Origin of the sequence: Citrobacter freundii complex sp. CFNIH4 (assembly GCF_002934505.1) — a bacterium.
GTDB classification, from domain to species: Bacteria; Pseudomonadota; Gammaproteobacteria; order Enterobacterales; family Enterobacteriaceae; genus Citrobacter; species Citrobacter freundii.
This window is the reverse complement of sequence record NZ_CP026231.1, coordinates 4,018,302-4,033,111: the sequence shown is the minus strand read 5'-3', so window position 1 is coordinate 4,033,111 and position 14,810 is coordinate 4,018,302. Positions and strand designations below refer to the sequence as shown.

The following is a 14,810-nucleotide window of genomic DNA, read 5'->3' as shown; positions in this document are numbered from 1 at the left end:
TAGACTCACTGTATTAACAGGAAACCGCTTCCACTTCTAATAACGCCAAATCCTTTTTACGCAATACCAGACTTACGCGACGCGTTTCGATATGGATAGGATCGCCGAGCGGGGCGACGCGTACCACGTTGAAGGAGGAGCCGGGCAGCATGCCAAGTGACAACAGTTTCTGACGATAAGCCGGGCTGATTTCACGGGCAAAGCCGGTAATTTTCCACGCACTGTCAGGAGTGAATTGCATAGGGACCTACTTATATCTCGCTAACTGGATGATTACCTCATGGGGCGACAGGGCGGCATGAGACCAGATGATTAGCCAACGTAAGGAAAGAGTAAATAATCAACAAAACAATGATAATGAGAATGGTTTCTATCATCAATAGAATAAATGTGACGGAATGTACAATTGGATAATAATTTGAGCCAATTTTGATATTCCTCAATATTTATTCTGGTAGGGAAAGAATGGTTCGCAGAGGTAATTATTGAGAATCTTAATGTTTAATTAAGGTTTCATCTGTTAATAAAGTGATAAATATATTGTGGTGAAAAGCGGGGGATATATTAAATATGCCGGATAAGGTATTGATTCCGTCATCCGGCACACGGTTTAAACTTAGCGCTTTTTACCCATTGCCGCCGCCAGCGCATCCATCATCGCGCTGTTGCCCGCAGGCTGGGCGTCACGGCCACGCGGTTTCGCCGCTTTTGGCGCTGGGCGATTGCCCTGAGTGCGATCGTTATTCCCGCCGCCGCGACGCGCATTGGTTTCACCCGGCTGCTCGTCCAGACGCATGGTCAGCGCGATACGCTTACGTTGCAGGTCCACTTCCAGCACTTTCACCTTCACAATGTCGCCCGCTTTCACCACGGTGTGTGGATCGTCGACGAACTTATTCGACAGTGAAGAGATATGCACCAGACCATCCTGATGAACGCCGATATCAACAAACGCGCCGAAATTGGTGACGTTGGTGACCGCCCCTTCCAGGATCATTCCCGGCAGCAGATCGTTCATGGTTTCGACACCATCGGCAAACTGCGCGGTTTTAAATTCAGGACGCGGATCGCGGCCCGGCTTCTCCAGCTCTTTGATGATGTCGGTGACGGTCGGCACCCCGAAGCGTTCGTCAGTAAAATCGGCGGCTTTCAGATTGCGCAGTTCGTTGCTGTTGCCCATCAGGTCACGCAGCGATTGCTCGGTAGCGGCCAGAATGCGTTCCACAATCGGATAGGCTTCCGGGTGAACGGTGGAGGCATCCAGTGGGTTATCGCCATGGTTGATGCGCAGGAAGCCTGCGCACTGTTCAAAAGCTTTTGGCCCCAGACGGCTGACTTTCAGCAGTTGCTGACGGTTCTGGAACTGACCGTTCTCATCGCGCCAGGCGACGATGTTTTGCGCCATCATGCGTGTCAGGCCGGCCACGCGGGTCAACAGCGGAACGGAAGCGGTATTGAGATCGACGCCGACGGCGTTCACACAGTCTTCCACCACCGCGTCCAGCTTACGCGCCAGTTGTGTCTGGCTAACGTCGTGTTGATACTGGCCCACACCGATGGATTTCGGATCGATTTTCACCAGCTCAGCCAGCGGATCCTGCAGACGACGGGCGATAGACACTGCGCCACGCAATGAAACGTCGAGATCCGGGAACTCCTGCGCCGCCAGCTCGGAAGCCGAGTAAACCGATGCCCCGGCTTCGCTGACGATCACTTTCTGCGCGGTGACTTTCGGGAACTGTTTCTGCACGTCGAGGAAGAAGCGCTCGGTTTCGCGCGACGCTGTACCGTTACCAATCGCCACCAGTTCAACGTTGTATTTTTCACACAGCGCCGCAACGGCAACGGCGGCTTTGGCGGCCTGACCGGTGTGTGGATAAATGGTGTCGGTCGCGACCAGCTTACCGGTACCGTCAACAACCGCCACCTTCACGCCGGTACGCAGGCCGGGATCGAGGCCCATGGTGGCGCGCAGGCCGGCCGGAGCCGCCATCAGCAGGTCATGCAGGTTACGGGCAAAGACGTTGATTGCTTCATCTTCCGCGCGTTCGCGCACGGTGCCCATCAGTTCGGTTTCGAGGTGCATCAGCACCTTAATTCGCCATGTCCAGCTGACCACGCCTTTGCGCCAGCTGTCGGCAGGTGCGTTATTCAGGCGCAGTCCCAGGTGGTTCTGGATAATCTGTTCGCCGTGACTCTCTTTTGGCGGCTCATCGAATTGCGGATCGGCATTCAGCGAAAGCTGCAGCACGCCCTCGTTACGGCCACGGAACATGGCCAGCGCACGGTGGGATGGCACGGTAGAGATCGGTTCGTGGTGATCGAAGTAGTCGCGGAATTTCGCGCCTTCCTCTTCTTTACCGCTTACCACGGTGGAAACCAAATGCGCGTTCTTCCACAGGTAGTCACGCACTTTCGCCAGCAGCGCGGCATCTTCAGCGAAGCGTTCCATCAGGATGTAACGTGCGCCGTCGAGGGCCGCTTTGGTATCCGCCACGCCGTTGTCGGCGTTGAGATATTTAGCGGCTTCTGTTTCCGGGTCGTGAGACGGCTCGTTCCACAGCAGGTCTGCCAGCGGCTCAAGGCCTGCTTCAATGGCGATCTGTCCACGGGTACGGCGTTTAGGTTTGTACGGCAGATAGAGATCTTCGAGTTCGGTCTTACTTAACGTGCCGTTGATCGCTTTCGCCAGGTCGTCGGTCAGTTTGCCTTGCTCGCCGATAGATTTCAGGATTGCCTGACGGCGGTCTTCCAGTTCACGCAGATATCCCAGACGGGTTTCCAGATTACGCAGTTGCGTATCGTCCAGACCGCCGGTGATTTCCTTACGATATCGTGCGATAAACGGCACGGTGTTCCCTTCGTCAAGCAGGCGAACGGCAGCTTCTACCTGTTCAGCACGAGCCTGAATTTCACCTGCGATAATGCGGCAGAAAGAATCATTCATCATGGATAGCTTCGTCTATAGGATAAAAAATCAGGGGATAGTTATACGGATTGACTGACAAAAATGCCAGCCATCTGCCGGGGCTTCGGATTGTTCCGGTCTCACTTAACGTATTCAATCTCGTTCACGTACCAGCTGGCTTCGCCACCAGGGGTGTTTACTACTGCGAGATCGCCGACTTCTTTTTTCAGCAGCGCTCGCGCCATTGGTGAGTCGATAGAGATGTAATCTTTACGACCGAAGATCTCATCGTAGCCAACAATACGGAATTTGCGGATGTCGCCATCGTCATTTTCAATCTCAACCCATGCGCCAAAGAAGACTTTGCCCTCCTGCTGCGGGGAGTAATCGACGATTTTCAGATTCTCCATGCACTTGGTCAAATATCGGACGCGGCGGTCGATCTCACGCAGGCGCTTTTTATTATACTGGTAGTCGGCATTTTCGCTGCGGTCACCCAGACTCGCGGCCCAGGTTACTTTTTTGGTGACTTCCGGGCGCTCTTCACGCCAGAGATAATTCAGCTCTTGTTTGAGTTTTTCATACCCTTCACGGGTTATCAGGGGCGTTTTCATCTTATTGTTTTACCTTCGACTCTGTGATGATGCGCACAATTAGTATTACGTGAGCATATCAACAGAATAAATAATGTATTGCGAGAAACATTGTATACTTAAGCTGCTGTTTAATATGCTTTGTAACAATTTAGCCTGGAATTCATACCAGAATTCGCTGGTGACTCACGTTAGCTTTCTTAAGAATATACACTTAATTGTTGCGAACCTTTGGGAGTAATAACAATGCAAGAGAACTATAAGATTCTGGTGGTCGATGACGACATGCGCTTACGTGCGCTTCTGGAGCGTTATCTGACCGAGCAGGGCTTCCAGGTTCGAAGCGTCGCAAACGCTGAGCAGATGGATCGTCTGCTGACCCGTGAGTCTTTCCACCTGATGGTGCTGGATTTAATGCTGCCGGGAGAAGATGGCCTGTCTATTTGCCGTCGCCTGCGCAGCCAAAGCAACCCGATGCCGATCATTATGGTTACGGCGAAGGGCGAAGAAGTGGACCGTATCGTTGGACTGGAAATCGGCGCTGACGATTACATCCCGAAACCGTTTAACCCGCGTGAGCTGCTGGCACGTATTCGCGCAGTCCTGCGCCGTCAGGCGAATGAACTGCCGGGCGCGCCTTCTCAGGAAGAAGCGGTCATTGCGTTTGGTAAGTTCAAACTGAACCTCGGTACGCGTGAAATGTTCCGTGAAGATGAGCCTATGCCGCTCACCAGCGGTGAGTTTGCGGTGCTGAAAGCACTGGTTAGCCATCCGCGTGAGCCGCTGTCCCGCGACAAGTTGATGAACCTCGCCCGTGGTCGTGAATATTCTGCGATGGAACGTTCTATCGACGTCCAGATTTCCCGTCTGCGTCGCATGGTGGAAGAAGATCCGGCGCATCCACGCTACATTCAGACCGTATGGGGTCTGGGCTACGTCTTTGTTCCGGACGGTTCTAAAGCATGAGGCGAATGCGCTTCTCGCCACGAAGTTCGTTTGCCCGCACGTTATTGCTCATCGTCACCTTGCTGTTTGCCAGCCTGGTGACGACTTACCTGGTAGTGCTGAACTTCGCGATTCTGCCGAGCCTCCAGCAGTTTAATAAGGTCCTGGCCTACGAAGTTCGTATGCTGATGACCGATAAACTACAGCTGGAGGACGGTACGCAACTGGTGGTGCCGCCCGCATTCCGTCGGGAAATTTATCGTGAGCTGGGTATTTCCCTCTATTCCAACGAGGCCGCTGAAGAAGCCGGACTGCGTTGGGCGCAACACTATGAATTCTTAAGTCATCAGATGGCGCAGCAGTTGGGTGGCCCAACGGAAGTCCGCGTTGAGGTAAACAAAAGCTCGCCGGTTGTGTGGCTGAAAACCTGGCTGTCGCCCAACATCTGGGTACGTGTGCCGCTTACGGAAATTCATCAAGGCGATTTCTCACCGCTGTTCCGCTATACGCTGGCGATTATGCTGCTGGCTATCGGTGGCGCGTGGCTGTTTATCCGTATCCAGAACCGACCGTTGGTGGATCTTGAACATGCGGCGCTGCAGGTGGGGAAAGGTATCATTCCACCGCCGTTGCGGGAGTATGGCGCTTCAGAGGTGCGCTCCGTAACCCGAGCCTTTAACCATATGGCCGCAGGTGTGAAGCAGTTGGCCGATGACCGTACGCTGTTAATGGCGGGCGTGAGCCACGATTTACGTACTCCGCTGACGCGTATTCGTCTGGCAACGGAAATGATGGGCGAAGAGGACGGTTATCTTGCGGAGTCCATCAATAAGGACATCGAAGAGTGTAACGCCATCATCGAGCAGTTCATCGATTACCTGCGTACCGGTCAGGAGATGCCGATGGAGATGGCGGATCTGAACTCGGTGCTGGGTGAAGTGGTTGCGGCAGAAAGCGGATACGAACGTGAAATCGAAACTGCGCTGCAGCCTGGCGCCATTCAGGTGAAAATGCACCCGCTGTCGATCAAGCGTGCGGTTGCCAATATGGTGGTTAACGCCGCCCGTTACGGCAACGGCTGGATTAAGGTCAGTAGCGGTACGGAGACGCATCGCGCCTGGTTCCAGGTAGAAGATGATGGTCCGGGCATCAAGCCGGAGCAGCGTAAGCACCTGTTCCAGCCATTTGTCCGCGGCGACAGCGCGCGCAGTACCAGCGGCACGGGGCTGGGTCTGGCGATTGTGCAACGTATTATCGATAACCATAACGGCATGCTGGAGATTGGTACCAGTGAACGTGGTGGGTTGTCGATTCGTGCATGGCTTCCGGTTCCTTTCACTCGCGCGCAGGGTATCACGAAAGACGTATAAGAAAGGGAGGCGAAATGCCTCCCTTTTTGTTGCTGTAGGCCGGATATGTGGCAACCGCCATCCGGCATTTTTCGTTACAGCTTCGGTCCGGCGCTAACCAGCGCTTCACCCGCAGGGGTGTCGGTGTATTTCTCGAAGTTCTCGATAAACAGTTTCGCCAGTGCATTGGCTTTTTCCTGCCACTGCTCTGGAGACGCGTAGGTATTACGCGGATCGAGAATGCGCGTATCCACGCCCGGCAACTCGGTCGGGATAGCCAGGTCAAACATCGGCAGACGGAACGTTTCTGCGTCATCCAGCGAACCGTTCAGGATGGCGTCAATAATCGCACGGGTATCTTTGATAGAGATACGTTTGCCAGTACCGTTCCAGCCGGTGTTAACCAGATACGCCTGCGCACCTGCCGCCTGCATACGTTTCACCAGCACTTCTGCATACTGCGTTGGGTGCAGAGACAGGAATGCTGCGCCGAAGCAGGCAGAGAAGGTTGGGGTCGGTTCGGTAACGCCGCGTTCGGTACCGGCCAGTTTGGCGGTGAAGCCAGACAGGAAATGGTACTGAGTTTGGTCTGCTGTCAGGCGAGAAACCGGCGGCAGCACGCCAAATGCGTCGGCAGTCAGGAAGATCACTTTGGTAGCATGACCCGCTTTTGACACTGGCTTAACGATATTATCGATGTGATAAATCGGGTAGGAAACGCGGGTGTTTTCAGTTTTGGAACCGTCGTCGAAGTCGATGGAACCATCTTCGCGCACGGTGACGTTTTCCAGCAGCGCGTCACGACGAATTGCGTTGTAGATTTCTGGCTCGGCATCTTTAGACAGTTTGATGGTCTTCGCGTAGCAACCGCCTTCGAAGTTAAATACGCCGTCGTCATCCCAGCCGTGTTCGTCATCGCCAATCAGGCGACGTTTCGGATCGGTGGACAGCGTTGTTTTACCGGTACCGGACAGGCCAAAGAAGACTGCCACATCACCTTTTTCCCCGACGTTTGCTGAGCAGTGCATGGAGGCAATGCCTTTCAGCGGCAGCAGGTAGTTCATCACGGAGAACATACCTTTCTTCATTTCGCCGCCGTACCAGGTGCCGCCAATCAGCTGGATACGCTCAGTCAGGTTGAAAGCCACGAAGTTTTCAGAGTTCAGACCCTGCTCTTTCCATTGTGGGTTGGTGCACTTAGCGCCGTTCATCACGATGAAATCCGGTTTAAAATCAACCAGCTCTTCGTCGCTTGGGCGGATGAACATGTTTTTGACGAAATGCGCCTGCCAGGCAACTTCGGTAATGAAGCGCACGGAAAGACGGGTATCGGCGTTAGCGCCGCAGAATGCATCAATGATAAACAGGCGCTTGCCGGAAAGTTGCTGGGTAACTAATCCTTTCAGATGCTGCCAGGTTTCCGGGGAGAGCGGTTTGTTGTCGTTCTTACCTTTACCTTTGTCTGACCACCAGAGCGTGTCACGCGTGGTGTCGTCACGGACAATGTACTTATCCTTTGGCGAACGTCCGGTAAAGATACCGGTATCAACGGCAACGGCGCCCAGATTCGTTAACACGCCACGTTCATAACCTTCCAGGTTTGGATCAAGTTCTTCCTGGAAAAGCGTGTCGTAGTCTGGATTGTAAACGATATCCTGAACGTCATTGATACCATAAGCCTTGAGATCTTGCGGGGTTAAACTGTTGTTCACACGCATTTCACTGCTCCTTAGCCAATATGTATTACCTGGAATAGTAAGGTTTTTTAGGGATTGCTAACCGCGACAAGGCTCATAGATTTACGCATCCGGGAAAATCACGGGTTACCGAATACGCTGCGACTCCTGTCACAAAGAGGCGGATATTATGGCAGGAAACCCTTTTTTGTTGTGGAAAATGTTCTTAAAACGTTAATGAAGAGTGTTTTTGGCTGGAATCTTGTGAGTGTAATCGCATTCACGTAAGAAAATAACGTAACTCATACATATACAATATCGATTCACTTCCCGTCGCGTTAGTCTGAAATCAGCCTACCAATGCTCAAAATTGTGAAGTTGATGCGATAATTAGCTTTTCCCTTCATTCTGGAAACTGACATGGATAGTGCTGAAATTTCACGTACAACGCGTTTGGGCATGATATTTATCGGCCTGTTGCAGGGGGCATTATGCTACCTGCTGATGACATATCTGGTGCCCCATAACGACGACTGGCTGTTCTATGGCATGCCTGCGACGATTGCGATCACCTCGGCACTTTTGCTTACTGTCGTTTCTTTCAAACAACGCGCGCTGTGGTATTGGATGGCGCTGATCTTTGTTGTGGTGCTGGCGATGAGCGTCTGGCTAAAGTGGCAAGTCGAGGACAGTGATAAGTGGCGGCAACATGAAGTTTTTATGTTCTACGGTTGGCGCTTACTGCTGATGGCGATGCTTGCCTTGCCCTGGATTCAGTACTCGCTTCATGTCTCTCGTGAGCAGGCGCGTTACCCGCATTTTTATCGGCAATTGTGGCTTAATGCGTTGACGTTGCTGATTGTCTTTGTCGCCAACGGTCTGTTCTGGCTGGTGCTCCTGCTATGGAGCGAGATGTTTAAGCTGGTCGGTATTCCCTTCTTCAGCACGCTCTTCTTTGATACCGACTGGTTTGGCTATGTGGCCTTTGGTCTGATTACCGCACTGGCAGTGGTACTGGCTCGTACACAGTCGCGTCTGGTCACGGCGGTACAAAAATTACTGACGTTTATTGCCACCGGTCTGTTACCTCTGGTCGCGCTGTTGGCGCTGATGTTCATACTGACCTTGCCCTTCACTGGACTGGAGGCTATTTCGCAACGCGTGTCTGCGGCCGGGTTGATGTCAACGCTGACGCTGCTCCTGTTGCTGTTGATGGCTATCGTGCGTGAGCCACAAAAAGAAGCTCTACCTTATCCTGGCGCGTTACGCTATCTCATCAAATGTGCTCTGGCTGTCACGCCCATCTATACGCTGATTGCCGGTTGGGCGCTGTGGGTGCGAATACAGCAGTACGGTTGGACGCCTGAGCGTTTGTATGGCGTGCTGGTGGTCGTGGTACTGCTGGTATGGTCGTTTGGCTATTTGGCCAGCATTTTACGCCGCGGGCGCAATCCGCTTGAGCTTCAGGGGCCGGTCATTCTTGGCGTTTCGTTGCTGGCGTTGGGGCTGTTGGTTCTGCTGTCGTCGCCGGTTATTGATGCCTGGCGTATCAGCGTTAACAGCCATATGGGGCTGTATCACAGCGGGAAAATCAAACCGGATCAGGTCAGCCTGTATATGTTGGATCACAGCGGAAAACCGGGGCGCGCAGCGTTGGAAGCATTACAAAAAGATGTGGCGTTTAATCAAGACAGTAAGCGCAGACGCGACTTGAATTCTCTGCTGCAAGGGAGCCGGGATGCGGTTAAAGAGCTAACCGCAACACAGTTAGTATCGAAGGTTGTGATTGCTCCGGGGAGCGAGAAGCCAGACGATGCGTTCTGGACGTTTGTCAAAGCACAGGGGTATCGCATCACCTCTTGTGCTGAGCAGAATGCGTGCGTATTGGTGAGTCAGGACCTCAATGCGGATGGTCATCCTGAGCAGGTGCTATATGCTTTTGGCGATGGGGAGAGTCTGGTCTTCGGCATGCAGAAAAACAAATGGGATTTGTTAGCTGTTGCCAGGCTACCTGAAGGATTCAATAAGGATAAATTGCTGCAGGCGGTGGCGAATCAGCAACTGGGTTCAGCCCCCAGAATCTGGCGGGATATCACTATTGATGGCAAAAGACTACCGATGACTTATTACACCGAGTGAGTGTGTTGCCGACCGCGTTTTTGCCGGATAGCAGCGCGAACGGCTTATCCGGCCTACGACAGTTTTTCCGTAGGCCTGATAAGCGCCGCGCCTTCAGGCAAGACGGTGATTAATGCACCTGTGGATCGGCAGGGGAGGCGTTGCTGCGGATCTCTGCAATATCCATGGCGTTAAACAGATAGTGGCTACCGCAGTAATCGCAGTGCATATCGATCTCGCCTTCTTCCGCCAGAATGCTGTCAACTTCTTCGTCCGGCAACGTTTTCAGTGCGCCTGCGCAGCGTTCGCGTGAACAGGTGCATTTGAACTCAACGTCCTGCGGATCGTAGAGAGTAACCTCTTCTTCGTGGTATAAGCGCCACAGCACTTCGTTGGCCGGCAGCGTCAGCAGCTCTTCGGCCTTGATGGTTTCGGTCAGGGCGGTCAGGTGATCGAAATCATCTGCCTGTGCGTTTTGCGCCGGCATCACTTGCAGCAGCATTCCGCCAGCAGCGGGTTTGCCATCAACGTCGCCAGTGCGGATGAACAGGCGTGTCGGCAGCTGTTCGGAACGCATGAAGTAGTCTTCCAGACAGGCTGCCAGCGTGTCACCTTCCAGACCGACCACGCCCTGATAACGCTCGCCTTCTTCCGGAGTAATGGTGATCACCAGGTAGCCGTTGCCCACCAGGGTTTTCAAATCGGCATCTTCAGGAATATCACCCTGCATGCGGGCCACGCCGCGCATCTGCTGATTGTTGTTGCCGTTGATGACGGCCAGGCTCAGCGGACCATCACCCTGCAACTGCACAGTGATATCACCGGCAAACTTCAGCGTAGCGGTGAGCAGGCTGGTGGCAACCAGCAGCTCAGCCAGTACGTTTTTGACCGGCTGCGGATAAGTATGATTTTCGAGGATCTGTTGCAGGGTTTCCGAAACGGTCACCAGCTCGCCGCGCACGGCAAAGTTTTCAAACAGATAACGATGTAATTGGTCATGTTGCGGCATAATCATCTCTCTTGCAGGTGACAGTCACTCGCTGTCGCCATGTTTAAATCGTAACAGGTCGCGGCGCTCTTTCTTGTCCGGTCGCCTGTCCGGGTGCGGCATGGTTAACGCGTTAAGTTTACGCGCCAGCGCCATTTTTTCGCGTTTTTCCACGCTTTCCGCGGTTTCTTCATACAGCGTAACGGCTTCCGTTGCCGGGCGACGCTGCTCGGTAATGGCCTTGATAATGACCGTTCGCTCGTCATTTCCCTGGCGAAGGGTGAGGGTGGCGTTCAGCTCGACAATCTTGCTCGGCTTACTGCGCTGGCCGTTGTAGTGCACCTTACCGCCTTCAACCATTTCGCGGGCTAGCGCACGCGTTTTGTAAAAGCGTGCAGCCCACAGCCATTTATCCAGCCTGACTTCAGCAGAGGGCTTTTCTTTCATGGCGTCTCCTTCACATCAGTGAGGGGATCAGTCGGCGGTAGTCATTCAGTGACGGATGGCGTGCGTACTGCTTTTCGGCGATGCCGGAGTCGGGATTGGTCACGCCGAGGCAGTAACGAATACCGTACAGAGCAGCGGCGTCGAGAATGGGTTCGCTGTCGTCAATAAACAGCGTCTTCTCTGCACTCATTCCCGTTTCTTCAGCCACAGCGTGCCATAATCGCTGATCCTCTTTGGGATAACCAAATGTGTGGGTGGAAAGTAATAAATCAAGGTGTGAGGCCAGACCGGTATGCTCCAGCTTCACCGCCAGATTATGCGGATGCGCGTTGGTGAGCAAAATACGGCGCTTGCCGCTGGCTTTTAAGGCATCAAGAAACGGTACGGTATCTTCACGCAAAACGGCGCGTGGTCCCTGTTCCGTTGTCATGGCGCAAATATCCAGATCCAGGCACTCGCTCCAGTAATCCAGGCAGTACCAGTTTAGCGTATGCTGCACGGCATGATACTGCTGACGAATATAGTCCTGGGCTTCCTGGGGAGAGATACCCTGCTTCGCGCCATAGGTTTCCGGCACCAGTTTTTGCCAGAAATAGTTATCGAATGCCAGGTCGAGCAGCGTGCCGTCCATATCTAACAACACGGTGTCGACATCCTGCCAGGCAATATTGATATGCATGGAAACTCCCCACAAGAAAACATGATGCGCGACAGAGTAGCATATCCTGTCGTGCGAGCGTGTTATCGAATCAGGCTTTCCGGGTCGTCAATCAGCGTTGGATTCAGGCAACTTTCGTAGTAGCTCTGAATTTCCGCGATGCGGGTGCGGTGACGCTGGTAGCGTCTGAATGCCTGCACGCTGTTGTAGACAGCGCATCCGAGCATGGAGAACATCAGCAGCGTCGTGCCAAGGTAGCGCCATAACCCTGAACGATCCGGGATACGGTGCAGGCCAATGTGCTGGGTGCCATTGGCGTCAGTCGAAATATTGGTGACGATCCCCTCTGCGCGAAATGGTGTCTGCATCAGCATCTGCGCCAGGCGCTGGAAGGCGTTCCACTGTTCCTGGGGAGGATAGTCATATAGCGAGGTCGTCGGCCACGGCTGATCGACCAGATCGCTGCCTTCATCGCTGATAATCAGGAAACCGCCGGGAGCAGGGCTATTCAGCGCCTGGGCTGCTCGCGCAGTCTCGCGTGAAATAAATGGTGCCGTAGAGGTATTCACCAGATTATCTAACGACTCAGCGCTTACCGGACGCAGCAGCACGTTCACCCCATCCAGTTTGCCTGCGTTCGCTCGCTTTACCAGCGTGGCCCAGTCTTTGCTGTTACCGAGGTTAACCAGCGCATTCTTTAAGCGTACACATTCATCTTTGGCTGCACACAGATCGGCCGTTTTCAGGACAATCTCACCAAAATCGTCCAGTAACACCATGCCGGACTTTTGGATTGCCGAGCGTAGCGATGCGCTGACGCGAGAGTCATCGTCAGGTTTGGGATGCAGCTGGCGGTTCACGGCCTGCGTGAGCGCAGTGGCCTTATTCACCAAATCGGATTCGGGCAGTGGTAATGCGCGTGCGTCATTCCAGATAATTTGCGAGCAATCGAAAGGCATAAACGGCGTGGTGGGCTGCGCATTCCAGCTCCCTTGGGTATGAATATTACACATACCCGTACCGCTCAGGTGCAGCGTGTCACCCACGCGAACGCCCGCGTTTTCGAGCTGTTTAACGCTGGTGGCTTCGATAGTTTGCGCGCCCTTCATCCAGGAAAGCGTGACCTTTATCGGCATATCCAGCGGGATCCAAAACAGCAGCATCAGCAGTACCAGCAACGAGCCGCCCGCGATGACGGCGTTGCGCAGCCAATGTTGCAACGGGAAATTTTTGACTTCATCGTGCAGAGATAAAAAACGCCCCTGGCGGACAACGTGGCGATCGAGATAAATATCGATATCCGTTTGCTGGCCAAGGTCTTGGGCGATGTAAGGTTGCCAGTGAGGTGGGTAGATCAGATCAATAATACCCAGCGAGATATTATTAATTTGCTCCTGGTCGTTTTCGCCAAACAACCCCCAGCGACGCGGCGTACCGCGCAGACAATGAATTTCCCGCAGGGCGGTTTTGGACGGCGGGGCGAATAATCCCCACAGACCCGCAGCTAACAGCAACACCGCGCCACCGACTGCCCACGGAACAAACGTATTCGGGATAACCAAACAGAAAAAGAACAGCAGGAATGATGCGGTTATCAGCAACGCCTCGCGCAATCCCGAAGGGCGGCTGAGCGCATATTCTTCATGGGTTTCTTGGCGAATATTCAGCAGTTCAATCTGCTCACTTTCTTCACCACGAATGGATGCCTGGGTAGAAGCGGTGTGCTGCAACGCATAGCCACGCGCTTCCTGCATATATTCCTGCAGCGTATGGCCGTTCAACGAGATAACCAGCGGTATTGTATTGGTATGGATTATCTCAACGCTGTTTTCGTCATTGATGTATTGTTCCCAGAAAGGGGGAAGGTGCACCTCAACGGAATCAAGATAGTAGCGCCATTTGTTAGGATCGTCGGTGGTGATGCCGTAACGTGTAATCGAACGAGTAAGCACGATGACGCTATTACTTTGGGCATTCAACGTTAATGAGACTGGCGCAGAACTGGCTCCAGTTGGACCAGGTACTTGCTGAATTTGACTAAGGCTTTCGAGATAGTTTTCGACGGCATTGCGTTCTTCAGGCGCGAGTTTACGTTTCGAGGCGTCTGAGAAGACGCTGCTCAAGGGTAAATTTTTCTGCCTGGATTTTGATTTGAGTAGCCATCCTGCAAGCAATGAGCAGGCCAGCAAAGCAGCTAAAAAAATCAGAATGGTGCTCATGCTTTCCCCATCTTACTTAGTCTGTCAGGCGTGGTCAGTCGCACCCTGTTCAATATTCGTGATTCTGTGGTTGGCTATCGGCAAGTGTGGAGTCGAACTTGAGCATCTTTAAGTACAGCCCAGTAAAAGCGAATCATAGCAAAATCACTAAAAATGGAATATCAGCAAATTCCTGGAGTTATTTCAACCTATTGACTTTTAATTTGAAATAGGGATTAACTTTTAGTACGTTACATAAATGTAAATAAACGGCAATTCACATTGCCGAAACCGTGCGGTATATCGCACAATAACCCCAGATTTCACAGCAAAGATCCTCACAATGAGCAAATCATTACAGAAACCCACGATTTTGAAAGTGGAAACCGTCGCCCAATCCCGGCTGTTTAAAGTCGAAAGCGTGGACCTTGAGTTCAGCAATGGCGTACGCCGCGTTTATGAACGTATGCGTCCATCCACGCGTGAAGCGGTAATGATTGTGCCGATTGTTGACGACCACATGATCCTCATCCGCGAGTACGCAGTCGGGACCGAATCTTACGAACTGGGTTTTTCTAAGGGATTAATCGATCCTGGCGAAAGCATTTTTGAGGCGGCGAATCGGGAGCTGAAAGAAGAGGTGGGGTTTGGCGCAAAAGATCTGACGTTTTTAAAGAAACTCAGCATGGCACCATCTTATTTCTCCAGCAAGATGAACATCGTGGTGGCAGAAGATTTATATCCTGAATCGCTGGAGGGTGATGAACCTGAGCCATTGCCGCAGGTGCGCTGGCCGCTGGCGCATTTGATGGACCTGCTGGAAGATCCTGATTTTCACGAAGCGCGTAATGTCAGTGCGTTGTTCCTCGTACGCGAATGGCTGAAAGGGCAGGGGCGATTGTAGTTTATATTGCCGGATGGCGGCTGACG

General features: G+C 52.9%; 12 protein-coding genes. 4 read left to right on the top strand and 8 right to left on the bottom strand.

What is annotated here, in order from left to right; genetic code table 11:
• Positions 1 to 13: 13 nt before the first annotated feature.
• The 3 genes from feoA to greB all read right to left on the bottom strand — a co-directional run bounded on the left by feoA (position 14) and on the right by greB (position 3,522).
• Positions 14 to 241: a ferrous iron transporter A gene (feoA, locus tag C2U41_RS20755; protein ID WP_003023519.1), complete on the bottom strand. Its 228-nt coding sequence runs from the start codon at positions 239 to 241 to the stop codon at positions 14 to 16.
• Positions 242 to 616: 375 nt separating this feature from the next.
• Positions 617 to 2,950: a Tex family protein gene (locus C2U41_RS20750; RefSeq protein WP_016151100.1), complete on the bottom strand. Its 2,334-nt coding sequence runs from the start codon at positions 2,948 to 2,950 to the stop codon at positions 617 to 619.
• A 98-nt stretch (positions 2,951 to 3,048) separates the two neighbouring features.
• Positions 3,049 to 3,522, bottom strand: coding sequence for a transcription elongation factor GreB (gene greB, locus C2U41_RS20745; RefSeq protein WP_003023524.1), 474 nt, complete (start codon positions 3,520 to 3,522; stop codon positions 3,049 to 3,051).
• Positions 3,523 to 3,747: 225 nt separating this feature from the next.
• On the opposite strand from greB, the gene ompR reads away from it, so the two are divergent.
• Both ompR and envZ read left to right on the top strand, forming a co-directional pair.
• Complete coding sequence (ompR, locus tag C2U41_RS20740) at positions 3,748 to 4,467, top strand: osmolarity response regulator transcription factor OmpR (protein WP_001157751.1); 720 nt, start codon at positions 3,748 to 3,750, stop codon at positions 4,465 to 4,467.
• Positions 4,464 to 5,816, top strand: a complete 1,353-nt coding sequence (gene envZ / locus C2U41_RS20735; protein WP_003837891.1) for a two-component system sensor histidine kinase EnvZ — start codon at positions 4,464 to 4,466, stop codon at positions 5,814 to 5,816. The genes ompR and envZ overlap by 4 nt, the downstream gene beginning before the upstream one ends.
• 74 nt (positions 5,817 to 5,890) lie before the next feature.
• On the opposite strand, the gene pckA is transcribed toward envZ, so the two are convergent.
• Positions 5,891 to 7,513, bottom strand: coding sequence for a phosphoenolpyruvate carboxykinase (ATP) (pckA, locus tag C2U41_RS20730; RefSeq protein ID WP_003023529.1), 1,623 nt, complete (start codon positions 7,511 to 7,513; stop codon positions 5,891 to 5,893).
• Positions 7,514 to 7,891: 378 nt separating this feature from the next.
• Here pckA and C2U41_RS20725 point away from each other — a divergent pair, with 378 nt between their 5' ends.
• Positions 7,892 to 9,610, top strand: a complete 1,719-nt coding sequence (locus C2U41_RS20725; RefSeq protein ID WP_048217080.1) for a DUF4153 domain-containing protein — start codon at positions 7,892 to 7,894, stop codon at positions 9,608 to 9,610.
• Positions 9,611 to 9,719: 109 nt separating this feature from the next.
• Here C2U41_RS20725 and hslO read toward each other — a convergent pair whose 3' ends face one another.
• The 4 genes from hslO to igaA all read right to left on the bottom strand — a co-directional run bounded on the left by hslO (position 9,720) and on the right by igaA (position 13,901).
• On the bottom strand, positions 9,720 to 10,598 hold the full coding sequence (hslO, locus tag C2U41_RS20720; RefSeq protein WP_003023531.1) for an Hsp33 family molecular chaperone HslO: 879 nt from the start codon (positions 10,596 to 10,598) through the stop codon (positions 9,720 to 9,722).
• 24 nt (positions 10,599 to 10,622) lie between these two features.
• Entirely contained in the window at positions 10,623 to 11,024 is a 402-nt protein-coding gene (hslR, locus tag C2U41_RS20715) for a ribosome-associated heat shock protein Hsp15 (protein ID WP_003837900.1), read from the bottom strand.
• A gap of 10 nt (positions 11,025 to 11,034) precedes the next feature.
• Positions 11,035 to 11,703 (bottom strand): GMP/IMP nucleotidase, encoded by a 669-nt coding sequence (yrfG, locus tag C2U41_RS20710; RefSeq protein ID WP_003023533.1) that lies wholly within the window; start codon positions 11,701 to 11,703, stop codon positions 11,035 to 11,037.
• A 62-nt stretch (positions 11,704 to 11,765) separates the two neighbouring features.
• Positions 11,766 to 13,901, bottom strand: coding sequence for an intracellular growth attenuator protein IgaA (igaA, locus tag C2U41_RS20705; RefSeq protein ID WP_103848259.1), 2,136 nt, complete (start codon positions 13,899 to 13,901; stop codon positions 11,766 to 11,768).
• Positions 13,902 to 14,223: 322 nt separating this feature from the next.
• Between igaA and nudE the strand changes: the two genes are divergently transcribed.
• Positions 14,224 to 14,784, top strand: coding sequence for an ADP compounds hydrolase NudE (gene nudE / locus C2U41_RS20700; protein WP_003023537.1), 561 nt, complete (start codon positions 14,224 to 14,226; stop codon positions 14,782 to 14,784).
• Positions 14,785 to 14,810: the final 26 nt, after the last annotated feature.